Raw genomic sequence first — 23,835 nt, 5'->3', positions numbered from 1 at the left:
CTGGTCGTCAGCCGGCGTACCACTGCCGATCCGCACCCCAGGTTGTATACAAACCCCAGGAGTCACGGTCATGTCCCAGTCCAAGCAGCTGTTTCCCCTCAACGCGTGGTATGCCGTCGCCTGGGACCACGAGATCGAGCACGCGCTGACCCCGCGCAAGGTCTGCAACCTGGATGTGGTGCTGTATCGCAGCACCGCCGGGGCCGTGATCGCACTCGAAGACGCGTGTTGGCATCGCCTGGTGCCGCTGTCGATGGGCAAGCTGCGCGGCGACGATGTGGTCTGCGGTTATCACGGGCTGGTCTACAACACGCAAGGCCGCTGCGTGCACATGCCCTCGCAGGAAACCATCAACCCGTCCGCATGCGTGCGCAGTTTTCCGGTGGCCGAGAAGCATCGCTATGTGTGGATCTGGCCCGGCGATCCGGCGCAGGCCGACACCAGCCTGATTCCCGATCTGCATTGGGCGCACGACCCGGCCTGGGCCGGCGACGGCCGCACCATCTACGCCAAGTGCGACTACCGGCTGGTGCTGGACAACCTGATGGACCTGACCCACGAGACCTTCGTGCATGGCTCCAGCATCGGTCAGGACGAGATCGCCGAAGCGCCGTTCGATGTGATGCACGGCGACCGCTCGGTGGTGGTGTCGCGCTGGATGCGCAATATCGACGCGCCACCGTTCTGGGCCAGCCAGATCGCGCGCCATCTGGATTACCACGGCAAGGTCGATCGCTGGCAGATCATCCGTTTCGAAGCGCCCGGCACCATCGCCATCGATGTCGGTGTGGCCATCGCCGGCACCGGAGCGCCGGAAGGCGACCGCAGCCAGGGCGTCAACGGCTACGTGCTCAACACCATCACGCCCGAAACCGACACCACCTGCCATTACTTCTGGGCGTTCATGCGCAACTACGCGCTGCACGACCAATCGCTGACCACGCTGACCCGGGCCGGCGTGACCGGCGTGTTCGGCGAGGACGAGGCGGTGCTGGAAGCGCAACAGCGCGCCATCGACGCGCATCCGGATCACACCTTCTACAACCTCAACGTCGATGCCGGCGGCATGTGGGCGCGCCGCGTGATCGATCGACTGATCGCACAGGAACAGCGCGCGCAGGAATTGTCGCTGCGCATGGTGGGCTAAAGCACCGCGACGGAGGTTCGCATGTCACCGACCACCCCGTTTCGCAGCAGTGCCGCGCAAACCACGCGCGCACTGCTGTCGCTACGCGAACTGATTCTCGACGGCACCCTGCCGGCCGGCGCGCGGCTGTCCGAGCTGGCGGTGGTGCAGCGGCTGGGCATGTCGCGCACGCCGGTGCGCGCCGCGTTGCAGCGTCTCTGCGAAGAAGGCCTGGCCAGCGCACTGCCGGGCGGCGGCTACGCGGTGCAGGCCTTCAGCGAACGCGATGTGCACGATGCGATCGAACTGCGCGGCACGCTCGAAGGACTGGCCGCGCGCATGGCCGCCGAACGCGGGGCATCCGCCGCGTCGCTGGCTCAGGCTCGCCAGTTGCTGGACACGCTCGACGGCATCGTCGGCTCGCCGCTGCACGCCATCGACTTCACCGCCTATGTGCAGGCCAACGCGCAGTTCCACGCGTTGCTGGTGGCAATGGCCGGCAGCGATGTCCTGGGCCGCGAGCTCACCCGTGTGCTGCAGTTACCGTTCGCCTCGCCCAATAGCCTGGTCATGGCGCAGACCACCAGCGCCGAAGCACAACTGATTCTGACGCTGGCGCAAGACCAGCATCGCGAAGTCATCGCTGCCATTGAATACCGCCAGGGCGCGCGTGCCGAAGCGCTGATGCGCGAGCACGCACGGCTTGCGCATCGCAATCTGCGCCACGTACCGCAAACCCCGGCGGCGATCACCCAGGTGCGCGGTGGCGCCTTGATCGGCCGCGCCCATCCGTCCAACGCTGGCAGCAGCCAGCACCCCTTTCTGCCCGGAGTTCCCTATGCGTAAAGACACCCAGTGGCACCGCGCCCACGTCGTCAGCATTGCCGATGCCTGCGAGGGCGTGCGCGAGATCGTGCTCGATCCCGGCACTGCGGCGCGCCCGTTCGAGGTGGGCAGTCATCTGGATTTTCGCGTGCAGTTGCATGGCCGGCCAGATGTGCGTTCGTACTCGCTGGTGGGCGAACCGCGCTCCGATGGCTATTACCAAATCGCAGTACGGCAGATGCCCGACAGCCGCGGCGGCTCGCGGCATATGTGGACCCTGCAGCCCGGCGACGTGGTGGAGATCTCGCCGCCCAGCAACAACTTTGCGCTGGATGAGAGCGGCGAGGAAATCCTGTTGATCGCCGGCGGCATCGGCATCACGCCGATCATCGGCATGGCGCAGCGGCTGTCACGTCGTCACCGGTCCTTTCGCCTGCTGTACGTCGGCCGCTCGCGTGCTGCGATGGCGTATGCGGATGAGTTGGAAACCTTGCTCGGCGAGCGCCTGCAGCTGCATTGCGACGACAGCGCAGGGCAGCCGGATCTTGCCGCCGAATTGGCGCGCCTGTCGCCCAATGCCGAGGTGTATGTGTGCGGGCCGCTAGGCATGCTCGAAGCGGTGCGCCAGCACTGGCACGCCGCCGGGCGTTCGCGTGCGCGGCTGCATTTCGAAACCTTCGGCAATAGCGGGCGGGTGCCGGCGCAGGCCTTCGTGGTCAAGTTGCCCGGGCTAGGCCTGGAAGTGCCGGTGGCGGAAAACGAATCGATGCTGGATGCCCTGGCCGATGCCGGGGTGGAGCTGATCGCCGAATGCCGGCGCGGCGAATGCGGGCTGTGCGCGGTGGAGGTGCTGGATAGCGCGGCCGATATCGACCACCGCGATGTGTTCTTCAGCGACGAACAACGCCGCGAGAACCGCAAACTGTGCGCCTGCGTCTCGCGCGCGGTGGGCGGCAGCATCAGTATCGATACGGGATATCGCGGCGAGCTGGGCTGAGAGCGCAGCAAAACTGCTGCGCCAACCATCAGCCAGGCGCGGCAGGCACTCGCTGCGGCGTGTGCCACGCGCACACTGCGGTTTCTGCGCGCGCCGTCCACGCCCACCCGACGACTGCTCGCTACGGCTTGCACGCAGCCGTGTTTGCATCCTCACTCACATGCGCGATCATCTGCGCATGGAGTCGACTCACTACAGGACGGTCCCGGCGCCGGCGCTCAACCCGCGCCAGGAGCAATTGGTGGCATTGGTGCGGCAGCAGGGCTTTGCCGAGGTGGAAGGGCTGGCAACGCGCTTCGACGTCACCCCGCAGACCATTCGCCGCGACCTCACGTTGCTGTGCGATGCCGGCGTGCTGCGCCGCTATCACGGCGGCGTCAGCATGCCCTCGAGCGTGGAAAACCTGGCCTACACCGCGCGCAAGGCGCTACAGGCGCGCGAAAAGCAGCACATCGCCGCCCAGGTCGCCCGCTTCATTCCCGACGATGCCTCGCTGTTCATCAACCTGGGCACCACCAACGAAGAAGTCGCGCGCGCATTGCTGCAGCATCACGGCCTGCGTGTGATCACCAACAACCTCAACGTGGCGGTGATGCTCAGCGCCAACCCCAGCTTCGAGGTCATCGTGGCCGGCGGCGTGGTACGCGGACGCGACCAGGGCGTGACTGGCGAGGCGACGGTGGAGCTGATCCGCCAGTTCAAGGTGGACTTCGGGGTGATCGGCATTTCCGGCATCGACCTGGACGGCACCTTGCTGGACTTCGACTACCAAGAGGTGCGCGTGGCCCAGGCCATCATCGAGCACTCGCGGCAGGTGCTGCTGGCTGCCGACCACAGCAAGTTCGGCCGCAACGCCATGGTGCGGCTGGGTGCGATCGCCCAGGTGCACGACTGGTTCACCGACCGGCCACCGCCGCAGGAACTGGCCACGGTGCTGGCCGAGGCCGGCACCCGGGTGCATTTGGCAGAACCGGCCGACGCGGCCTGAGGCGATTGTTCGTTTTTGTCCGTTTGCGATAAGCACACGCCTCCGGATCGTCAAGATCGATCCAGAAGACCGATCAAAAGCGTATTCTCAATAGCTCGCATCACGAAAAACTGTCCTGAAGTGTAGGCCTGATGGCCCTTCACGTCCCGACAAGGCTTGATGTTCGAATATGTTCGAACATGACAACTTGGGTTCGCTCTTGTGGCGTACCCGGACGGAGACACCGATGGGCGAGATATACGATCTTCTGGTGATAGGCGGCGGTATCAACGGGGTCGGCATCGCCCGCGATGCGGCCGGGCGCGGCTTGTCGGTGTGCCTGTGCGAACAGGACGATCTGGCTGCGCATACCAGCAGCGCCAGCACCAAGCTCATTCACGGCGGCCTGCGCTACCTGGAGCAGTACGAGTTCGCGCTGGTCGGCAAGGCGCTGGCCGAGCGCGAGGTGCTGCTGCGGCTGGCCCCGCACATCATCTGGCCGCTGCGTTTCTTGCTGCCGCATCAACCGCATCTGCGTCCGGCATGGATGATTCGTGCCGGCCTGTTCCTGTACGACCATCTCGGCGGCAGCAAGCGCAGCCTGCCGCGCTCGCGCCGGCTGTCGCTGCGTACGCACCCGGTGGGCCAGCCATTGCAGGAATCGCTGCGCACCGGCTTCGTGTACTCCGATGCCTGGGTGCAGGACGCGCGGCTGGTGGTGCTCAATGCGATGGACGCCGCCAAGCGTGGCGCGCAGATCCATACGCGCACGCGCTGTGTCGGTGCCTGGCGCGATGCCGGGTTCTGGTATGCCGAACTCGAAGGTCGCGACGGCCGCCGCCGCACCGTGCAGGCGCGTGCGCTGGCCAATGCGGCCGGTCCGTGGGCGGTGTCGTTCCTGGACAAGGTGGCCGCGGTGCCGCATAAGCATGCGCTGCGCCTGGTCAAGGGCAGCCACATCGTGGTGCCCAAACTGTTCGACCACGACCATGCGTACATCTTCCAGCAACCGGACCGGCGCATCGTGTTCGCCATTCCGTACGAGCACGACTTCACCTTGATCGGCACCACCGATGTCGACCACGAAGACGACCCCGCCACGCCCAAGATCGACGCGGCCGAGGTGCAGTATCTGTGCGAGGCGGTGAACCTGTATTTCCAGCAGCAGATCAGCCCCGCCGATGTGGTGTGGAGCTATAGCGGCGTGCGCCCGCTGCTCGATGATGCCGAGGACAACGCCGCCGAAGTCACCCGCGATTACCAACTGGAAGTGCTCACCGACGGGGCGCCGTTGCTCAATGTGTTCGGCGGCAAGCTGACCACGTATCGCAAGCTCGCCGAAGAGGCGGTCGACCGGCTGACGCATGCGCTGGGCGCACGCAAGCCGGCGTGGACGGCGCGCGGCGACGCGCTGCCGGGCGGCGAACAGCGCGATATCGCCAGCCTGCTCGAACGCGTCAGCAGCGCGCGGCCGTGGCTGCCGGCACCCACCGCACAGCGGCTGGTTCGCAATTACGGCACCTGCGCGGAGCAGCTGCTTGGCGACGCGCAGAACCTGGCCGCGTTGGGTACGCACTTCGGTGCCGATCTGTACCAGGCCGAGGTGGACTACCTGCGTGCCCACGAATGGGCCGTGACCGCCGACGACATCCTGTGGCGCCGCAGCAAACTCGGTCTGCGCATCGATGCGGCCGGGCGCCAGCGTCTGGAAGACTATCTGCAGACGCAATCGGCCCAGCAGGTGGACGTGGTACCGGCCTGATCGCACAACGTTGCCGGCGAGGACGGGTCGTTCGGCAACGTATCCTGGCGCATTCGCCAGCATCATCCTGAGTCACGTGGAGGGCAACCCAGATGAGCACCAGCCAACACCCCTGCGCGCCAACATGCGCGCCGCACCACCCTGCCTGCGTCATTGAGACCAGCATCGGCACTGTCACAACCATGAGCACGCGCGCATGAGCCGCCAACTCGTGGGTGAGTTGATCTCCGAAGCAGTGGCGATGTTCATCATCATCGCGCTCGGCGATTCGGTCGCGGCGATGTACATCCTCTACGACCCCAGCCCATATCAGAACGCCTACTGGGGCGTGTGTATCGCCTGGGGCCTGTCGGTGACGCTGGCGATCTATGTCACCGGCTCGGTGTCCGGCACGCATGCCAATCCGGCAGTGACGCTAGCGCTGGCGTTGTTCCGCGATTTCTCCTGGAAGAAAGTGCTGCCGTACTGGGGCGCGCAAGTGTTCGGTGCGTTTCTGGGCGCGGCCATCGTTTACCAACTGTACGGGCCGGTGATCGATCACTACAACCAGGTGCAACAGCTCACCCGCGAAGCCGGTGGCGCAGCCGGGGTGTTCTTCACCGCACCGGGTCTGGCAGTCACGCCGATGCATGCGTTGGTGGACCAGATCATCATCACTGCGTTCCTGATCTTCGGCATCTTCGCCATCACCGAACAGTTCAACGAGGCGGCGCCGACCGCCAACTCCGGCGCGCTGATGATCGGTTTGCTGGTGGCCACGCTGGGCGCCTCGATGGGCTACCTGGAAGCCTGGGCGATGAATCCGGCGCGCGATTTCGGCCCGCGCCTGTTCGCCTACTTTGCGGGTTGGGGCGAGGCTGCGTTGCCGGCCAAGGACAATTACTGGTGGATCCCGATCGTCGGTCCGTTGATCGGCGGCCCCATCGGCGCGCTCGCCTACCAGTGGCTGATCCTGCCGTTCCTGCCGGCACGCGTGCGGCATCTGCAGGGCGGCAAACCGCCGCTCGACCCGCAGTAATCGCACTGCTGCGCGACTGACAGCACAGCGCCGCTGTTGAGCAGGTCTTGAGTGTTACCGGCCTCTCACACAACGGCGTGCACCACCCACTTTCTCGCCGTGCGCCAGCGCCGGCATTGTTTGAGGAATCTCCGATGGAAAAGCAATACGTCCTTGCGATCGATCAAGGCACCACCAGCTCACGCGCGATGTTGTTCGACCGCCAGGGCAAGGTGGCCGGTGTGGCGCAGCGCGAGTTTGGCCAGATCTTTCCGCAGCCGGGTTGGGTGGAACACAACCCGCGCGAGATCATGACCAGCGTCTACACCACCATCACCGAGCTGCTCAACAACGCGCAGATCGATGCGCGTTCGATTGCCGGTATCGGCATCACCAACCAGCGCGAAACCGCAGTGGTGTGGGACAAGGCCACCGGCCAGCCGATCTACAACGCCATCGTGTGGCAATCGCGGCAGACCAAGGACATCTGTACGCAGCTCAAGGACGCCGGGCACGAGCAGATGGTGCGCGACAAGACCGGTTTGCTGATCGACGCGTATTTCTCCGGCACCAAGGTCAAGTGGATTCTCGACCATGTGGAAGGCGCACGCGAACGCGCGCAGAAAGGCGAGCTAGCTTTCGGCACCATCGATAGCTGGCTGATCTGGAATCTCACCGGCGGCAAGGTGCACGTGACCGACTACACCAATGCCTCGCGCACGCTGATGTACAACATCCACACGCTGGAGTGGGACGCCGAGCTGCTGGCGATGCTCGACGTGCCGGCGGCAATGCTGCCGGAGGTGCGCTCGTCCAGCGAAATCTACGGCATGACCCAGACCCAGTATTTCTACGGCGAGCAGGTGCCCATCGCGGGCATCGCCGGCGACCAGCAGGCCGCGTTGTTCGGCCAGGCCTGCTTCGAGCCGGGCATGGCCAAGAACACCTATGGCACCGGTTGCTTTGCATTGATGAACACCGGCGACAAGGCGGTCGCCTCCAAGGCCGGGCTGCTGACCACGATTGCCTGGGGCATCGACGGCAAGGTCGAATACGCGCTGGAAGGCTCGATCTTCGTGGCCGGCTCGGTGGTGCAATGGCTGCGCGACGGCCTGCGCATGCTGGGCAAGGCCAGCGACTCGCAGGCCTATGCGGAGCGTGCCGGCGACAACGACGGCGTGTATCTGGTGCCGGCCTTCGTCGGCCTGGGCGCACCGTACTGGCGCAGCGATATCCGTGGTGCGGTGTTCGGGCTGACCCGCGGCACCACCAAGGAACACTTCGTGCGTGCGGCGGTGGAATCGATGGCGTATCAGACCCGCGACGTGCTCACTGCAATGCAGGCCGATTCGGGCATCGAGCTGAAAGAGCTGCGTGCCGACGGCGGCGCGATCGCCAACGACTTCATGGCGCAGTTCCAGAGCGACATTCTCAACGTACCAGTGCTGCGTCCGGAAGTTTCAGAAACCACCGCACTCGGCGCGGCCTATCTGGCAGGTCTGGCGACCGGCTTCTGGAGCAGCCGCGAAGAGATCGCCAAGCAGTGGGCAGTGGATCGCCGGTTCGAGCCGAACATGGCCGACGACAAGCGCGAACAACTGTATGCCGGCTGGCAGCAGGCGGTGGAAGCCACGATGGGCTTCCGCATCAGCTAAACGCTGCCATCGAAACAACTGCGCCCACCATCAGGTGGGCGCAACGTTAGGTTGGCAACTCGCGTGAGTTACGCACTGCAGGGCTGCACGCTGCAGCCCTGCAGTGCCGCAGCACTTACTGGCCGCTGGTATTGGCGCGGCCGGCAATCGTGTCCGGATCCCAATGTTCCTTGATCAGGCCTTTTTCGATGCGGAACATGTCGAACCAGGTGGTGGTGTAGGTCTTGCTCGGATCGCGCGGATCCGGCAGCGTACGCACCGACACCAGCGTGACCAGATCACGATCTGCGGTGATGGCCACCAGCGGCAACTGCACGCGTTCCTGCACCGGCGTCGGCGGCACGAAGGCGGTCAGAAATGCAATGAAGGCGTCGCGCCCGTTGGCCACATTCGGGTTGTGCTGAATGTAGTTCTTGTCCATGTACATCGGCGCGTACTGCACCTGACCGGCTTCGAACACGGTGCGCCAGAAATCGTAGACCAGGCGCTTGTTGGCGGTTTCGAACCAGGTGGAACCGACCAGCATCTTCTGGTGGTTGGGATTGGCGGTCACTGCGGTCTGCGCGAACGCAGCCACGGGCGCCACCAGCATGACCAGTAACAGGGCACGGGAGAACAGGGTTTTCATGGAGCACTCCTGGGTGGAGACGGGCACTGCGCTCGCTGCAGGCAGCAGCACGATGCTCCGCTGATTGGGGGAATGACGCGCCCTTGCACACAGCGATTTGTACGCGTCGCCGCCAGCCTAACGGCCGCGTTCGCTCGCCCGCTAGACGCCTTAAAGTGGACCAGGGAACTTCTGAAATGGGTGGTGAGAAAAACATCACCATTCAACGTGATGCGCGTCATGTCACCAGGCGCGGCGAACGCATGCGAGCAGCGTTTTGGCATGTGAGCATGGGTACTGCGTGGGACACACAATGCACGAATCCGTGCGGAATCCGTGCAGCGAGACTGCTTGCCTGACAGCCGTGCAGTTGTATGTCGGCGACCTTGATCAGATCACTCGCCAGCCAACTCCACCAACGGCAAACCGGCATAATTTTCTGCCAGTGTGGCGCGGCCGGCCTCGCTGCCCAGCAGATAATCCAGCTCGGCAGAACGTATCCGCGTGGTAAACGCATCTTCGTCGTCGAAGGTGTGCAGCAAGGTGGTCATCCACCATGAAAACCGCTCGGCCTTCCAGACCCGTTGCAGCGCGAGCGCCGAATACTGCTGCAGCACGCCGGCATCGCCGGATGTGTTCCAGCGTTCGAACAACTGTGCGAGTAAGCCGACATCGGCCAGCGCCAGGTTCAGGCCTTTCGCGCCGGTCGGCGGCACGATGTGCGCCGCGTCGCCGGCCAGAAACAGACGACCGTACTGCATCGGTTCGGCGACAAAACTGCGCAGCGGCGCAATGCTCTTTTCGATCGATGGGCCGGTCGCCAGTTGCGCAGCCAAGGTGTCTGGCAGCCGCGCACGCAATTCATTCCAGAATGCCTGGTCGCTCCAGGCCTCCACCCGCGCATCTGCTGGCACCTGCACGTAATAGCGCGTGCGTGTGGGCGAGCGCATCGAACACAACGCAAACCCGCGTGGGTGACGTGCGTAGATCAGCTCATCGTGCACTGGCGGTGTGTCGGCAAGCACGCCCAGCCATCCGAACGGATACACGCGCTCGAACAGGCGCAGTCGCTCGGGCGGAATGCTGGCGCGGCTGATGCCATGGAAGCCGTCGCAGCCAACGATGTAGTCGCAGGCGATATGCTGGCGTTGGCCATCATGGGTGAATTCCACTGCGGGCGCATTGCTTTGTACCTCGCACAGGGTGACGTCCTGGGCGTTGTAATAGGTCGGCGCAGCGCTACGCGCACGTGCCTGCATTAGATCGGCGGTGACCTCGGTCTGGCCGTAGACGGTGACGCCGCGCCCGCAGCCGCGCAGCAGGTCGATGCGCTCACGCTGGCCATCCAGCGACAGTTCGAAGCCGTGATGCAGCAAGCCTTCGCGCTGCAGGCGCTCTCCGACGCCTGCGCGCTGCAGCAGCTCCACACTGCCCTGCTCCAGTACGCCGGCACGAATGCGGCCGAGCACATGCGCCGGTGTTTGCCGCTCGATAATGACGGTATCGATACCGGCGCGCAACAACAGCTCGCCCAGCAGCAGGCCGGAGGGACCTGCGCCGATGATCGCAATCTGGGTTCGCATGCAATGCTCCTGCCTCAGCGGGCTGATGCAGGCCAGTGTCGGTAGCCAAGCGTGCGCTTTGAAGGGATGATTGCGCGCAGTGCTTGGACTTTTCGACGATGCCGACATGCGCGCCCGATATTGCTGCAGCCACCCACGTGCCCGCCTTTGGTCTGTACGGCGAGCACGATGCCGACGCGCCGGAGTTATTGCACTGGGAGTCGATCGCCGCACGTAGCCGGTTGCACGATTGGCAGATCGTGCCGCACCGCCACGAAGACCTGGCGCAGCTGCTGTACGTGCAGCGCGGGCCGGCAACGCTGCAGCTGGATGGCCGCAACCAACGCGTGCGCGGCGCAACCGTGGTGTGGCTGCCGCCGTTATGCGTGCACGGCTTCGGATTCGATCCACAGGTGCGTGGGCACATCATCACCTTGTGCATGCCGTTGGTACGCAGTGCACTGAATGCCACACCACTGCTGCAGCGCGCATTGGCGGCGCCTTTGGTGCTGCAGGTCAATCAAGCACGCGGATTGCTCGACGTGTTGTTCGCCACCATTGCCGACGATCACGCGCGCCAGCGCATCGGCCACGAGGCCGCGTTGCAGGCGGCTGCGGCGCAGCTGTTGATCTGGACGGCGCGCACGGCACTGGAACGCGCACAAGATGCAGCTGCGGTAAGCCCGCAGGCCGATCCGGCATTGCGCCATCTACGCGGCTACCAGGCCTTGATCGACCAGCACTATCGCGCGCATTGGCCGATCTCCCGCTACGCCAATCAATTGGGACTGACCCCGGGCCATCTCAACGCGCTGTGCCAGCGACTGGCAGGGGCCTCGGCATTACACCTGCTGCAGAGGCGGATCATGCTGGAAGCACGCCGTAGCCTGCGCTACACCAGCCTGAGCGTGCAACAGATCGCGGCCAGCCTTGGATTTTTCGACGCTGCATATTTCAGTCGTTACTTCGCCCGCCACACCGGCTGCTCGCCGACGCGCTTCCGTGCTGGCGATTAAGAGCGGCTAACAAGACTATGGCGCTCACCGCTAGTTGGGCTCAGCCGGCTATTACTCTACCCCCGTACACGTCTTGAAGTGATTGCAGAGCATGGATAGCTCAGTTGCCAGGGCGGCTGATCTGCGGGTTGGCTGCAGGGCCCTTGCCCGCCCACCATCGCAGGACACGCCGCAAGTACGTCCCTGTAGGCTCTTACGCGGCATCCATGCCGCGTAAGGTCCCGCGACGGTGGGCGGGCAAGGACCAGTGGAGATGGTCGGTGTGCATGTGCAAGCAATGCACGATGCATGTTGTTCGGATAATGGTGAACTCGGTCAGCTTTCCAACGCAAGCCGAGCACCAACAAGCTTTTAAGAAAGCAACCGACCAACTCTCTGGTGCGGTGTCCTCACCGATTGCGGGACCGTGTGGCGGCATGGATGCCGCCACCGAGCCTACATGGACGTACTTGCGGCGTGTCCCGCGAGCGGTGAGGGCACCGCGCCCTCGACTAGCCATGCTTTCGGCTGCATCAAAACGACGCCAGGGATACATCCAAAAAACGAAGTCGGGTGCAACCAACACGCTGCAGCCATCGATGCAGCGTTAGAGAGGTTTTGTCAGCAACTCCAAGTCGGTTGCGCCACTCCGATCAGAACGGGTACTGCGGCACCGTGTTCTTGATCGTCAGCCACTGCCAATGCGTGTACTGCTCCCAATCGGCCGGGCCGCCGACGCTGGTGCCATTGCCCGACGCACCGGTGCCGCCGAACGGATTGATGACTTCGTCCACCACCGTCTGGTCGTTGATATGCAGCGAGCCGATGTACAGTTGCTCGCCCAAGTTCATCGCACGCGACACCGATGCCGACATGATGCCTGCGGCCAACCCATACTCGCCGTAGTTGGCCAGTTCCGCCGCTTCGTCGTCGGTATCGAACACGGTGATGTTGATCACCGGGCCGAATACCTCTTCGTCGAATGCGCGCATGCCCGGACGCACGTTGGACAACACCGTCGGCGCATAGAACAGGCCTTCGTTTGTCGCGCCGGCTTCGACCACCGCACCGGCGGCAACACTGTCGCGCACGATATCGATCACGCGTTGCAGCTGGCGTTGGTCGATGATCGGGCCGAGCGCCACGGTGCCGCTGACCGGATCGCCGACCGGTAGATGACGGGCTTTTTCGGCCAGCCGCTGCGTCAATGCCTCGGCCACACTGCGCTGCACCAGCACCCGGCCGGTGGCCATGCAGATCTGGCCTTGATGCATGTAGGCGCCAAACGCGATTGCCGATGCGGCCTTGTCCAGATCGGCGTCGTCGAGCACGATCACTGCGTTGTTGCCGCCCAGTTCCAGCGCGACCTTCTTCAAGTGCCGCCCTGCAATCTCGCCGATGCGTCGGCCGGCAGCGGTGGAACCGGTGAAGGCGATCATCGGCACATCCGGCGATTCGACCAGCGCCTGACCGATCTGCGCATCGCCATGCAGCACATGCAGCAAGCCCTTTGGCAGACCGGCTTCTTTCAGCACCTGCGCGATGATCACGCCGCCGGTATACGGCGTACGCGGGTCGGGCTTGAGCACCACCGCATTGCCCATCGCCAGCGCCGGGGCGACCGAGCGCAGCGACAGGATCAACGGAAAGTTGAACGGCGAAATCACCGCAATCACACCCAACGGCAGATGCCGCGCCAGGCTGAGCTGACCGGCACCGGTCGGCAGTACCTGCCCCACGGCCTGCAGCGGCAGCGCCGCAGCCTGCTGATAGAACACCACCGATTCGTTCACTTCGCGCTGGGCCTTGGGCAGGATGCCGCCGGTTTCGCGCGCGATCAACAGCACGGCTTCTGCACTGCGCGCTTCCATCAGCTGCGCGGCACGGTGAAATATCGCAGCGCGCTCACGCGGCGCAGTGGCGGCCCACGCACGCTGCGCATGTTTGGCTTGCGCCACCGCAGCTGCGACATCGGACAGATCGGCCTTGCTCACTTCATGCAATAGGTTGCCAGTGGCAGGCTCGTAGATCTGCAAGGTGCCGCCGTTGCCGGGCACCCAGTCGCCATTGAAAATGCAGCCGTGCCACGCCGGGGTGGTGGGCGCGGAAACTGCAACGTTGGGGAGAGCATTCATGGTCTAGCCTCCTGCTGTGGGGTGGTGTTACAGAGTGGTCGACGCCAGCCCGCCATCAACCGGCAGCGTGATGCCGTTGATCCAGCGCGCAGCATCGGACGCAAGAAACACGATGGCCTCGGCCACTTCATCGGCATACGCCGGGCGGGTCATGCGCTTGGCATCTTCCTTGACGCGTTCCTCGCCAAGCATGGCGGCAAAGTCGCCCAGAATCGGCGTAAAGACCGGCCCTGGCGAGACGTTGTTGACGCGCACGCCACGCTCGGCAAACCAGGGCCGCGATTGCAGCAACGTCCACACGATCAGCGCTTCCTTGAAGTACTGGTAGCAAGTGTCGTGTGCCACCGGATGTTCCGCCAACCACGCGCTGCCGGCAGCAAAGCTGTCGGTGGCGGCCAGTTGCTTGTGCAGGTCCAACCGCTGTGGCCATTCGGCGCCCAGGATCGAGGCCACGTTGATGATGCTGCCGCCCGGCACGATACGCGGCAGCAACGCCTGGCTGAGATGACGCAGGCCCAGGTAGTTGACGCGTGCCACCAGTTCCAGCGGTGCGGTGCCGGGGACGCCGGCCACGTTGGCCAGCGCGTCGATATGCTCCGGCAAGGCCTTCACCAGCGCATCGATAGAGGCCGGGTCGCCGAGGTCGGCCTGGTGAAACCCATGCAGCGTCATCTGCACCGGTGTGCGGTCGATGCCAATCACGGTGGCACCATGAAACCGCGCCAGCCGCGCGACTTCTGCACCGATACCCGAGGCCACACCGGTGACCACGATCGTCTTGTTCTGCAAATTCATTGCCACTCTCCGAAGAGGCCGGCCACGCCGGCACTAGAACACATGGACGTACTGCAGGTTGACGTTGTTGCCGGAGGCGGCGTTCTTCACTTCCACCGGCAGATAGAGATTGGCGAACACGATGTTGCTGGCATCCAGTTGCCATGATCCGCCTGGTCCGGCGTAGAACACGCTTTGACGCGTGTCTGCAACGCGCTGCCCATTGGTGCGGTTATCGCGGAACTGGGTGAGGTAATACGCATTCACGCCCAGATGGATATCCGGTGCCACTTCCCAGGAGGTGGCGAAGTTGATCCAGCCCGCATCGCCGGCCTGCCCATTGCGGAATTCGAAGCCGGGCGGCAGATTCGGACGACGCTCACTGCGAAAGTTGTAGATGTAATTCAGACGCGCACTGATTTCCCAGCTCGGCGTCGGCAGCCAGGTCAATGCGTAGTTCGGCACCACCGACCAATAGCCTGCACTTTGATTGAGGTCGCGGTCGCGATCGAACTTGCCGATCGGTGCGATGGCATCGATCTCGAAACGTTGTGAAAACACCGGCCTGCCATCGCGTATCACCGGCAGCATCTGCAGATACGGCCCGAACGTCAGATCGCCCACGCCGGCGCCGTTATCGCGCAATGTAGCGACACTGTTGCGGCCGAACGAGGCATCCAGGTTGATCAGCGGAACCAGCGTATTGATGCCCAGTGCGCCGCCAAAGAGCTTGTAGGGCGTGACATAGGCGATCTGGGTCAGCAGCAGCGTGGAATCGATGCGCGGATTATCGAACACCGGCACATCGTTGCCACGCGCGTCCTTGATCGCATCCAACGAACTCTGACGCAGGTAGGTGATCACCGCCCAACCCGGCGTGGTGCGCGTGAACCCGTCGAAGAAGCTGGTACCGCCGGTGTTGATGCCATTGGTCAGCGTTGCACTCTGCGGCACGCCCTGCGCAAACGCAGGCCCGGCTGCCAGCAGCGACATCACCCCGAGCAACACACTGCACTGCAGTAACCCACGCCACCCCACGTGGCGCACAACCGATAGATAACTCACTGCGAACATCTCCAGCGGTGGGAGGAAAACAGCGGTAGATAGGGCGTGGCAACGGTCAGGCAGGCGCAATCGCCGCGCCGCTCACGGCACGTGCGATGGACAAGTTGGTGGGACGGTGCTGCCGAGCGCGGGCTCGGCAGCGGCGGATCACTGCGTGTCGAGACGATCCAGCCGGTCGAGTGCGCGCAGCAACGGCGCTTCGCTGCTGCCAAGCACCGCGCTGAGTTGCTGTTCCATGCGCAGCACTTCGGCTTCGGCATCGGTCAGCAAGGCCACGCCGGCAGCGGTCAGCGACAGATGCTGCATGCGGCGGTCCTGGCGTCCACGCACCTGTCGCAGCAGGCGGCGCTTGACCAGCCGCGCCACCACGATCGCCAGATTGGGCGGCGACACGTGCAGCACATCGCCGATCTGGCGCTGGTTGATGCCCGGGTTGCCGTCCACCAGCATCAGCAGCGAAAAATCGACCGGCTTGAGATCGAACGCCGCCACGCAGTCCTGAAACATCCGCCGCACCAGCAGTTCGGTGCGGGTGATGCGGTAGCCCAGTAACCGCAGCAGGCGCGCCTGGTCCACCGTGGTGACTGCATCGGGCAGCAGTGCGGCATTGGCAGTGACGGACATAACGGTTCTCGCAACGATGGCAGCGGGCGGACCGGTGCGCGCAACACTCCCCGCCCGCAACGCCGATCCGCGGCGTGAGCTGCATTGTAGACGTGGCCGGGGGTAACGATGCGGGCGTGTGCGTTGCCGATGCTGCCCGTTGCTGCATGCGAACTCGCGCCACCGACCAGCGGCCGGCCGGTGGCAGCGCATGGCAGCCGCGTGTGGCAGCTGCAGCACGTAGGGAACGGCGATGATCCAGGCACGGCGTGGGCATGAGATCCGGGTCGGCATTGATTGCGTTCCGGAATAGTTATGGATCATAACTACATTGCCAAGCTGCAGCGCAGCATGGTCGCGCTCGCCAGCGTGTTCACGCGGTGCGGCCGCTCACGGCAGCCAGAGTTTCTCGAGATCGCGAAAGCCCCAGTCGGTGGGGCTTTCCATCTGCGCGATGCGGTCCTGGCAGTCCGGCCGCGACAGATCGATGTCCTGCACCAGCACATGGCTGCGCAGCTTGGCCGAATAGAACACGCGCACCTTGGGCTTGAGCAGCGCATCGGCCGTCTGCTCGATCACCACCGCCAGTTTCTGCGACTCCAGCCGCACCAGCGAACCGACCGGATAAATACCCAGCCGCCGCACGAATGCCTGGAACACCGCCGGGTCGAAATGCCCCTGCCACGATGCCATGCGCTTGAGCGATTCGGCCGGATCCCAGGCCCGTTTATACGGGCGATCCGAACTGATGGCGTCGTACACATCGCACACTGCGCCCATCCGCGACATCAACGAGATCGTGTCGCCCGCCAGCTGATTCGGATAACCGCTGCCATCCATCTTCTCATGATGATGCAGCGCGATCTCCAACACCACCGCATTCTGCACACCGCCAGCCACCAGCAAGCGATGACCATCCATCGGGTGCTGGCGCATGATGTCCATCTCTTCGTCGGTGAGCTTGCCTGGCTTGTTGAGAATGTCCAGCGGCGTCACCGCCTTGCCCATGTCGTGTAGCAGGCCGCCCATCGCCGCTTCCACCACCTGCGCCTCGGGCAACCCCAGCTGACGCGCCAGCCCGCTCATCAGCCCGGCCACGGCCATCGAATGCAGGTAGGTGTAGTCGTCGGCGGTCTTGAGCCGCGCCACGCTGATCAAGGCCTGCGGATGCCGCAGCACCGAATCGTTGATGGCCTGCACCAGCGGCATCGCCGCCTCGGTGTCGACGGTGCGGCCAAGCCGCACGTCGCGGAACATTGCCTCGACCATGTCGCGGCCGTCTTCGAAGATCTTGCGGGCACGCACCACTTCGGACTCGATACCAACCTGTGCGGTGACGCTGTTGGTGCGCGCGGTACGGGAGGTGCATGCAGGCTTGGGCGGCTCCGATGGCTCCGGCAGCTCCGGTTCGGGCGGTGCATCCGCTGCTACGTGCGCTGCGGCCGGCGTTTCCAGATCCAATCCACGCGCGGTATCGATCACCAACTGCTCGATGCGGCTGCCATGGATCTTGTCCACATCGTCGGAGTCGACCAGGAACGAGGTCTTCCAGAACGGGTGGTGCACCCACGCGCCCAGGAGCTTGTAGACATACATGCCGGGGCGGAGTTGATCTGAGTCGATGGTTCTGAGCATGCCGGCGCTGGTCTGCTTGAAATCCGCGGAAGAGCCCGCCACAGGGATGGGGGGTCTGACGGGTTATCGGCAGTGCAGTGGATTTCTTTGGCGCGGCCGACTCCGCTAGCGGCACCTGGCTGACGCAGCGTGAGCGGTTCAGCGAGGGGGCAGACGCATGCTCAGCACGGCCGCCGCAGCCAGCAGCAGAGGCAGGCTGCAGGCCAGGTAGAGCGTGGCCGGCGACCACCCTGCATCCACCAGCACGCCCACGCACAGCGGCGAGGCAATCGCGCCGAAGCGGCCCACGCCGATCGCCCAGCCCATGCCGGTGGAGCGCACCGCCGCCGTGAAGACCACCGGCGCCACCGCATACAGGCCGGCAATGGCGGCAAACATGGCCGCACCGGTCAACAGCGCGATCACGAACGCCCAGCTCAACACCGTGCTGTAGAGCCCGAACGCAAGCATGGCCAGCGCCGACAACCCCAGCGCCCCGGCGGTCAGCCGCGACAACCGCGCACGCGCCGCCAGCCAGCTGAACATCCCGCCGCCAGCAATGCCGCCCAGATTCAACAGCACCCCGCCAGTGACGCCCTGCTCCGCCGACAGCCCGGCCACAACCAGCAGCTTCGGTGTCCAGCTGAGCACAAAGTAGAACGCGAACATCAGCAGGAAGAACGCCAGCGCGATCAGCAGCGACCGCCGCCGCAAGCCAGGCACGAACAGGGCCGCGTAGCCCTGCGCATCATCGGCAACCTGTGGCGGCGGCAATGGCAATTCCGCAAGCGGCGGCATGCCCGTGCGGGCCAGCACCGCGTTGAAGCGCGCAGACGCACCGGGCGGGCGACGCGCAATCAGAAATTCCAGCGATTCGGGCAGCCAGGCCAGCACCAACGGCACGCACAGCAGCGAGCCTGCCGCACCAAGCAGGAACACCGCGTGCCACGACCACTGCTGCAGCAACAACGCCGCGATCGCACCGCCCAGGGTCGCGCCGATCGGATAACCGGTAGCCTGTAGCGCCAATGCGGTGCTGCGCCAATGCGCGGTGGAATATTCGGCGGCGATCACTGCAACGCAGGCCAGCATGCCGCCGATCCCGATACCGGTGAACGCGCGCAGCGCACCGAGTTGCCACGCGCTGCTGGCCAAGGCCGAGGCGCCCATGCCGACGGTCAATATCGCCAGGCACACCAGGATCATCGCCCGACGCCCAATGCGGTCGGCCAACGGCGCAAGCAACAACGACCCCACCGCCATGCCGACCAGGCCGGCACTGAACAACACGCCGAGCAACTTGCCCGACAACTGCCACTGCGCCGACACATGCGGCGCGGTGAAGGCCATTGCCATCACATCGAAGCCGTCGAGCATGGTGAGCAGCACGCACACCGCCACCGCTCTCCACTGGAAGGGCGTCATCCGCTGCAGCACGAAGCTTGCGGGTGTTGCTGCGCTATGCGGCATGCGTAAATCCTGTGATGGAGATGGGTGATTGCTGCAGTGCGCCGACCTGCATGCAGGTCGTCGGAGGGCGCCGCACAGTTGCGGCGCAGATCGAGCTCATGGATGCAGCCGACGCGGTTACACGAATCAGTAGTTTCGACGACATGTAGCGTTGCGATGCAGTGGCAAACCAACACCGCTGCAACAGTGCGTGGCAACGCTAGGCCGATCGCAGGCAGCGTTCAAGACGGCTGCCTGCACTGGTGTGCGCTTATCGGACAGGCCGGCATGCCGCTTCGTTTCGAAGCTCACGCGTTCGTTGCTGGTGACTGCAATCAAACGCCTGCGTCGTGTGCATCGCATGCACTACAAAAGGAAGGCGTAACCATTCTGTCTTTGCAGCCTTGATGGCCTCGATGCGCAGCCACGCGGCACATCCACCGCGCGCAGCGTGTTCTGCATACCTGAAGACGGCCAGTTATCATGCAAGCAGTGCATGCATTGGGCGGCACGCTGTTTTGCCGGAGAGTGCCGTGACCCCGATTCGTTCGTTCCTGGACCACACCCCGCAGCTGGGCGCACGCGTCTATATCGACCCCGCCTGCACCATCATCGGCAAGGTGAGCCTGGGCGATGACGTCTCGGTTTGGCCGGGCACCGTGATTCGCGGCGACGTCAATCATGTGCAGATCGGCGCCCGCACCAACGTGCAGGACGGCACCATCATCCACGTCAGTCACCATAGCCCGTTCAACAAGGCCGGCTATCCCACCGTGATTGGCGCAGACGTCACCGTTGGCCACGGCACCATCCTGCATGCCTGCACCATCGAAGACCTGTGCCTGATCGGCATGGGCGCCTGCGTGCTCGACGGCGCTACCGTCAAACGCTACGGCTTTATCGGCGCAGGTGCGGTGGTTGGCCCGGGCAAGGTCGTTGGCGAAGGCGAACTGTGGCTGGGCAATCCCGCGCGCCTGGCACGCAAGCTCAGCGACAAGGAAATCGAGAGCCTGCATTACTCCGCGCAGCATTATGTGCGGCTCAGGGATCAGTATCTGGGTGTGCCGGCTGGCGATTGATTGAGGGTCTGCGAGGCGGGCTCGCGCCCGGCGTTGACGTACCGGTTCAAGGCTGCGTCGCACGCTCCAAGGTCGTCAGCATCGTCAACGCCTGCTCACGCGAAGCGCCGCACATCTCCAGCGATGGCCGCAGGCTGCCGCATACCACCGGGCGCGTCGGCGAGCCGAACAACCGGCAGCCCAACCGCGCATCCAGCTGCACGCACGCCACCCCGGCCGGCTTGCCATTGGGCATGCCGGGAATCGGCGAGCTGATCGAGGGCGCGATGCAGCAGGCAGCGCAGCCCAGGCGGCAGGAAAGCGTGGAAGACATCGGCACAGTGTAGCGGCGCGACGCAAATGCGGCGCTGGCAAAAAACCACATTTGCCGAGCCCCCTATCCGGAACGCCACCAGCCGGGCGCGCTGCCCGTGCACTCCACGTCCGTTGAAACCAGCCCACTGCAGCCTGATCGCCCGGCAGCGTGCACGCTGCAATGACGGCCGCGCCGAACAGCTGCGTGCTAACGTGCCAGATCACCGGAACGCGCCGCGACGGTTGCAGCAGCAACAGTTGCGACGCGCTCTAATTGCCAGCCACCGCTCGCCAATCAGCCGTCGAATTCGCCATGCCCGAGTACCGCTCCAAGACCTCCACCCACGGCCGCAACATGGCCGGCGCCCGCGCACTGTGGCGCGCCACCGGCATGCGCGATGGCGACTTCCACAAGCCCATCATCGCCATCGCCAACTCGTTCACCCAGTTCGTGCCCGGGCATGTGCACCTGAAGGATCTCGGCCAGCTGGTCGCGCGCGAGATCGAGCGCGTCGGCGGCGTGGCCAAGGAATTCGACACCATCGCCGTGGACGACGGCATCGCCATGGGCCACGACGGCATGCTGTATTCGCTGCCCAGCCGCGAGATCATCGCCGACTCGGTCGAGTACATGGTCAACGCGCATTGCGCCGATGCGCTGGTGTGCATTTCCAATTGCGACAAGATCACCCCCGGCATGTTGATGGCCGCGCTGCGGCTCAATATCCCCACCGTGTTCGTCTCCGGCGGCCCGATGGAGGCCGGCAAGACCAAGTTGTCCGAACATAAACTCGACTTGATCGACGCAATGGTCATCGCCGCCGACGACAGCGCCTCCGATGAAAAGGTGGCCGAGTTCGAACGCAGCGCCTGCCCCACCTGCGGCTCGTGCTCGGGCATGTTCACCGCCAACTCGATGAACTGCCTGACCGAAGCACTGGGCCTGTCGTTGCCGGGCAACGGCACCGTCGTAGCCACGCACGCCGACCGCGAGCAGCTGTTTCTGCGCGCCGGACGCGTGGCGGTGGAGCTGTGTCATCGCTGGTACGGCGGCGAAGATCGCACCGCCCTGCCGCGCGGCATCGCCACCTTCGAAGCGTTCGAGAATGCGATGACCCTGGATATCGCCATGGGCGGCTCGACCAATACCATCCTGCATCTGCTCGCTGCCGCGCAGGAAGGCGAAGTGCCGTTCGGCATGCAGGATATCGACCGCCTGTCCAAGCGCGTACCGCAGCTGTGCAAGGTGGCGCCGAATACCCCGAAATACCATATCGAAGACGTGCATCGCGCCGGCGGCATCATGGCCATCCTCGGCGAGCTGGCGCGTGGCGGCCTGCTGCATACCAACGCAGCCACGGTGCACGCACGCACGCTGGCCGACGCCATCGCGCAATGGGATGTCACCCAGACCGACGCGGAAACCGTGCACACGTTCTACAAGGCCGGCCCGGCCGGCATCCCCACGCAGATTGCCTTCAGCCAGGCCACGCGTTGGGACACGTTGGACACCGATCGCAGCGAAGGCTGCATTCGCGATGTCGCCCACGCGTTCTCGCAGGAAGGCGGCCTGGCCGTGCTGTACGGCAATATCGCCCGCGACGGCTGCGTGGTGAAGACCGCAGGCGTGGACGAATCCATCCACGTGTTCGAGGGCAATGCCCGCGTCTACGAAAGCCAGGATTCGGCGGTCAAAGGCATCCTCGCCGATGAAGTGAAAGCCGGCGACATCGTGGTGATCCGCTACGAAGGCCCCAAGGGCGGCCCCGGCATGCAGGAAATGCTCTACCCCACCAGCTATCTCAAATCCAAGGGCCTGGGCAAGCAATGCGCCCTGCTCACGGACGGCCGCTTCTCCGGCGGCACCTCGGGCCTGTCGATCGGCCACGCCTCGCCGGAAGCCGCCGCAGGCGGCGCCATCGGCCTGGTACGCGACGGCGACAAGATCCTGATCGACATCCCTAACCGCTCGATCAATCTGCTGGTGCCCGACGAAGAACTCGCCAGCCGCCGCGCCGAGCAGGATGCCAAGGGCTGGAAGCCGGTGGAGGTACGCCCGCGCAAGGTCACCACGGCGTTAAAGGCGTACGCGTTGCTGGCGACCAGTGCGGATAAGGGTGCGGTGCGGGATAAGGCGATGCTGGACGGCTAAAGCCAGCGAATGTGGCGAGGCATGCACGCCTCTTCGCGCGAGAGCACCGCAGGAATGCGCCTCGGCCGCTTGGCACGCACTAGATTTTCCATCGATGGCAGCTCGATGCGCAGAACCTCGCGATAAAGAAATAACAGCGCTGCCAATGCCCGGTCCTGCGTCCCCGCAGACACCTGCCCTTCGGTCGCCGGGTCAGGAAGGCATCGACCTCCGCCTGCTCCATCTGCCCTGGGTGCCGCTTGCCGTTGGCTGGAATGAAACGCCGGATCCAACTTACGTACGCCTGCTCGGTGCGCTCGCTGTAATGCCGCAAGTGTAAGCGTCGCGCAGCTGATCCAGCAGCCTGACCGATGGGATTGCTGTTACGCCGTCGTTTTTCTGGGTATCTCATACGCCTGCGTCCTTGCCGGATAACGCTAAAAGCATCCGCATGGTCGCGCCGGCTTGCCATCGTGCGATTCCGTGATTGCAGCTAGGAGTTCCCACTTTTACAAAATTCTTGCAATCGAAGATACTAAGCGCAACACCGCCTTTGGGCGGTCCAATAATAGTTAGATGGCCTTGGACACTTCAACGGTGCGTGACCAATGCTAGAGAAATTTCTCTATGCCGTTTTCGGAGCGCTGATAGCGGCATTGGGTTTCCTCGTGCGACGCCGCATCGAGCAGAGACCCATGTTCGAACAGATCGATAAGCAGCAAAAGTTGCTCGATCTGAAGAAGAACTTAGAGGCTTCAGGAACTACCCTTGATGATCTGAAAGTGCTTGAAGACACGATTCTAGGAAAGGCCAGCTCAGCAAAGACACTGGCCACCGCCTATGAAGAACAGGCCGTCCAGATCTACGCCAGTGATCAATCGGAACACATGACTCAAGCGGACATGAATCGGCACGCCGCAGCGTCCTTCCACAGAGCCGAAGAAAGACTTGTCGCTCTGGTGGAAGATTTGCGAGAAGAGCTTTCTGCTGGCAGACGAGACGCGTTCGAAAAGTCTCACCAGGCATGGCTTCAATATCGCGAGGCTAGCGCTGAGTTCCAGTCTAGCCAGTACCACGGCGGTAGTATCCAGCCTCTCATACACGCCAGCGCGCTAGAGAGCGTTACCATTTCGCGGATCGTCGAGCTCGAACCTCTGCTTAGGGAGCTGCGGACAATATGAGGCGGCCATCTAACAAT

The 23,835-nt window shown here is 64.2% G+C and carries 20 protein-coding genes, 1 other RNA gene and 1 pseudogene; 12 read left to right on the top strand and 10 right to left on the bottom strand.

The features are described 5' to 3' along the window. The first annotated feature begins 70 nt into the window (after positions 1-70). The 8 genes from NDY25_RS12905 to glpK all read left to right on the top strand — a co-directional run bounded on the left by NDY25_RS12905 (position 71) and on the right by glpK (position 8,329). Positions 71-1,147 carry an aromatic ring-hydroxylating dioxygenase subunit alpha gene (locus NDY25_RS12905; protein WP_168959130.1) on the top strand — a complete coding sequence of 359 codons (1,077 nt, stop codon included), beginning with the start codon at positions 71-73 and terminating at the stop codon, positions 1,145-1,147. Positions 1,148-1,168: 21 nt separating this feature from the next. Next, the gene (locus NDY25_RS12900; RefSeq protein ID WP_256627486.1) at positions 1,169-1,972 is read left to right on the top strand and encodes a GntR family transcriptional regulator; all 804 of its coding nucleotides are present in this window, start codon (positions 1,169-1,171) and stop codon (positions 1,970-1,972) included. Beyond that, entirely contained in the window at positions 1,965-2,948 is a 984-nt protein-coding gene (locus NDY25_RS12895; RefSeq protein ID WP_168959132.1) for a PDR/VanB family oxidoreductase, read from the top strand. The genes NDY25_RS12900 and NDY25_RS12895 overlap by 8 nt, the downstream gene beginning before the upstream one ends. A gap of 59 nt (positions 2,949-3,007) precedes the next feature. After that, positions 3,008-3,097: non-coding RNA, sX9 sRNA (locus NDY25_RS12890), on the top strand. 11 nt (positions 3,098-3,108) lie between these two features. After that, on the top strand, positions 3,109-3,936 hold the full coding sequence (locus NDY25_RS12885) for a DeoR/GlpR family DNA-binding transcription regulator (RefSeq protein ID WP_168959133.1): 828 nt from the start codon (positions 3,109-3,111) through the stop codon (positions 3,934-3,936). A gap of 226 nt (positions 3,937-4,162) precedes the next feature. Beyond that, complete coding sequence (gene glpD / locus NDY25_RS12880; RefSeq protein ID WP_251754991.1) at positions 4,163-5,677, top strand: glycerol-3-phosphate dehydrogenase; 1,515 nt, start codon at positions 4,163-4,165, stop codon at positions 5,675-5,677. Between the two features lie 196 nt (positions 5,678-5,873). Beyond that, a complete protein-coding gene (locus NDY25_RS12875) occupies positions 5,874-6,695 on the top strand; it encodes an MIP/aquaporin family protein (RefSeq protein WP_168959135.1) in 822 nt (273 codons plus the stop codon). Between the two features lie 134 nt (positions 6,696-6,829). Then, complete coding sequence (gene glpK, locus NDY25_RS12870) at positions 6,830-8,329, top strand: glycerol kinase GlpK (protein WP_168959136.1); 1,500 nt, start codon at positions 6,830-6,832, stop codon at positions 8,327-8,329. Positions 8,330-8,444: 115 nt separating this feature from the next. Here the strand turns inward: glpK and NDY25_RS12865 are convergent, their stop codons facing one another. Together NDY25_RS12865 and pobA are read right to left on the bottom strand one after the other, a co-directional pair. Beyond that, positions 8,445-8,957, bottom strand: a complete 513-nt coding sequence (locus tag NDY25_RS12865) for a nuclear transport factor 2 family protein (RefSeq protein WP_168959137.1) — start codon at positions 8,955-8,957, stop codon at positions 8,445-8,447. 374 nt (positions 8,958-9,331) lie between these two features. Then, a complete protein-coding gene (gene pobA, locus NDY25_RS12860) occupies positions 9,332-10,519 on the bottom strand; it encodes a 4-hydroxybenzoate 3-monooxygenase (RefSeq protein ID WP_168959138.1) in 1,188 nt (395 codons plus the stop codon). 98 nt (positions 10,520-10,617) lie between these two features. Here pobA and NDY25_RS12855 point away from each other — a divergent pair, with 98 nt between their 5' ends. Continuing rightward, a complete protein-coding gene (locus tag NDY25_RS12855; RefSeq protein WP_168959139.1) occupies positions 10,618-11,514 on the top strand; it encodes a helix-turn-helix domain-containing protein in 897 nt (298 codons plus the stop codon). 632 nt (positions 11,515-12,146) lie between these two features. On the opposite strand, the gene NDY25_RS12850 is transcribed toward NDY25_RS12855, so the two are convergent. The 6 genes from NDY25_RS12850 to NDY25_RS12825 all read right to left on the bottom strand — a co-directional run bounded on the left by NDY25_RS12850 (position 12,147) and on the right by NDY25_RS12825 (position 19,154). After that, positions 12,147-13,628 (bottom strand): benzaldehyde dehydrogenase, encoded by a 1,482-nt coding sequence (locus tag NDY25_RS12850; RefSeq protein WP_168959140.1) that lies wholly within the window; start codon positions 13,626-13,628, stop codon positions 12,147-12,149. Between the two features lie 27 nt (positions 13,629-13,655). After that, entirely contained in the window at positions 13,656-14,423 is a 768-nt protein-coding gene (locus NDY25_RS12845) for a coniferyl-alcohol dehydrogenase (protein ID WP_104549955.1), read from the bottom strand. A gap of 33 nt (positions 14,424-14,456) precedes the next feature. Next, on the bottom strand, positions 14,457-15,476 hold the full coding sequence (locus tag NDY25_RS12840) for a SphA family protein (protein WP_425510765.1): 1,020 nt from the start codon (positions 15,474-15,476) through the stop codon (positions 14,457-14,459). Positions 15,477-15,614: 138 nt separating this feature from the next. Then, the gene (locus tag NDY25_RS12835) at positions 15,615-16,091 is read right to left on the bottom strand and encodes a MarR family winged helix-turn-helix transcriptional regulator (RefSeq protein ID WP_006451709.1); all 477 of its coding nucleotides are present in this window, start codon (positions 16,089-16,091) and stop codon (positions 15,615-15,617) included. A 369-nt stretch (positions 16,092-16,460) separates the two neighbouring features. Further along, on the bottom strand, positions 16,461-17,705 hold the full coding sequence (locus NDY25_RS12830; RefSeq protein ID WP_168959149.1) for an HD-GYP domain-containing protein: 1,245 nt from the start codon (positions 17,703-17,705) through the stop codon (positions 16,461-16,463). Positions 17,706-17,843: 138 nt separating this feature from the next. Further along, the gene (locus tag NDY25_RS12825) at positions 17,844-19,154 is read right to left on the bottom strand and encodes an MFS transporter (RefSeq protein WP_256627485.1); all 1,311 of its coding nucleotides are present in this window, start codon (positions 19,152-19,154) and stop codon (positions 17,844-17,846) included. A 512-nt stretch (positions 19,155-19,666) separates the two neighbouring features. On the opposite strand from NDY25_RS12825, the gene NDY25_RS12820 reads away from it, so the two are divergent. Then, the gene (locus NDY25_RS12820) at positions 19,667-20,212 is read left to right on the top strand and encodes a gamma carbonic anhydrase family protein (protein WP_256627484.1); all 546 of its coding nucleotides are present in this window, start codon (positions 19,667-19,669) and stop codon (positions 20,210-20,212) included. Positions 20,213-20,258: 46 nt separating this feature from the next. Here NDY25_RS12820 and NDY25_RS12815 read toward each other — a convergent pair whose 3' ends face one another. Further along, positions 20,259-20,525: a YkgJ family cysteine cluster protein gene (locus tag NDY25_RS12815; protein WP_168959143.1), complete on the bottom strand. Its 267-nt coding sequence runs from the start codon at positions 20,523-20,525 to the stop codon at positions 20,259-20,261. A gap of 294 nt (positions 20,526-20,819) precedes the next feature. On the opposite strand from NDY25_RS12815, the gene ilvD reads away from it, so the two are divergent. Further along, entirely contained in the window at positions 20,820-22,658 is a 1,839-nt protein-coding gene (gene ilvD, locus NDY25_RS12810; protein WP_168959144.1) for a dihydroxy-acid dehydratase, read from the top strand. Positions 22,659-22,687: 29 nt separating this feature from the next. On the opposite strand, the pseudogene NDY25_RS12805 reads toward ilvD, so the two are convergent. After that, positions 22,688-23,015: pseudogene (locus tag NDY25_RS12805) on the bottom strand (phage integrase N-terminal SAM-like domain-containing protein); the annotation flags it as partial. Between the two features lie 230 nt (positions 23,016-23,245). Here NDY25_RS12805 and NDY25_RS12800 point away from each other — a divergent pair. After that, positions 23,246-23,818 carry a lysozyme inhibitor LprI family protein gene (locus tag NDY25_RS12800; protein WP_168959145.1) on the top strand — a complete coding sequence of 191 codons (573 nt, stop codon included), beginning with the start codon at positions 23,246-23,248 and terminating at the stop codon, positions 23,816-23,818. The last annotated feature ends 17 nt before the right edge of the window (positions 23,819-23,835 follow it).

The organism is Xanthomonas hortorum pv. pelargonii, assembly GCF_024499015.1.
GTDB lineage: Bacteria > Pseudomonadota > Gammaproteobacteria > Xanthomonadales > Xanthomonadaceae > Xanthomonas > Xanthomonas hortorum_B.
The sequence above is the reverse complement of the archived record's forward strand: the minus strand, read 5'-3'. Positions and strand labels throughout refer to the sequence as shown.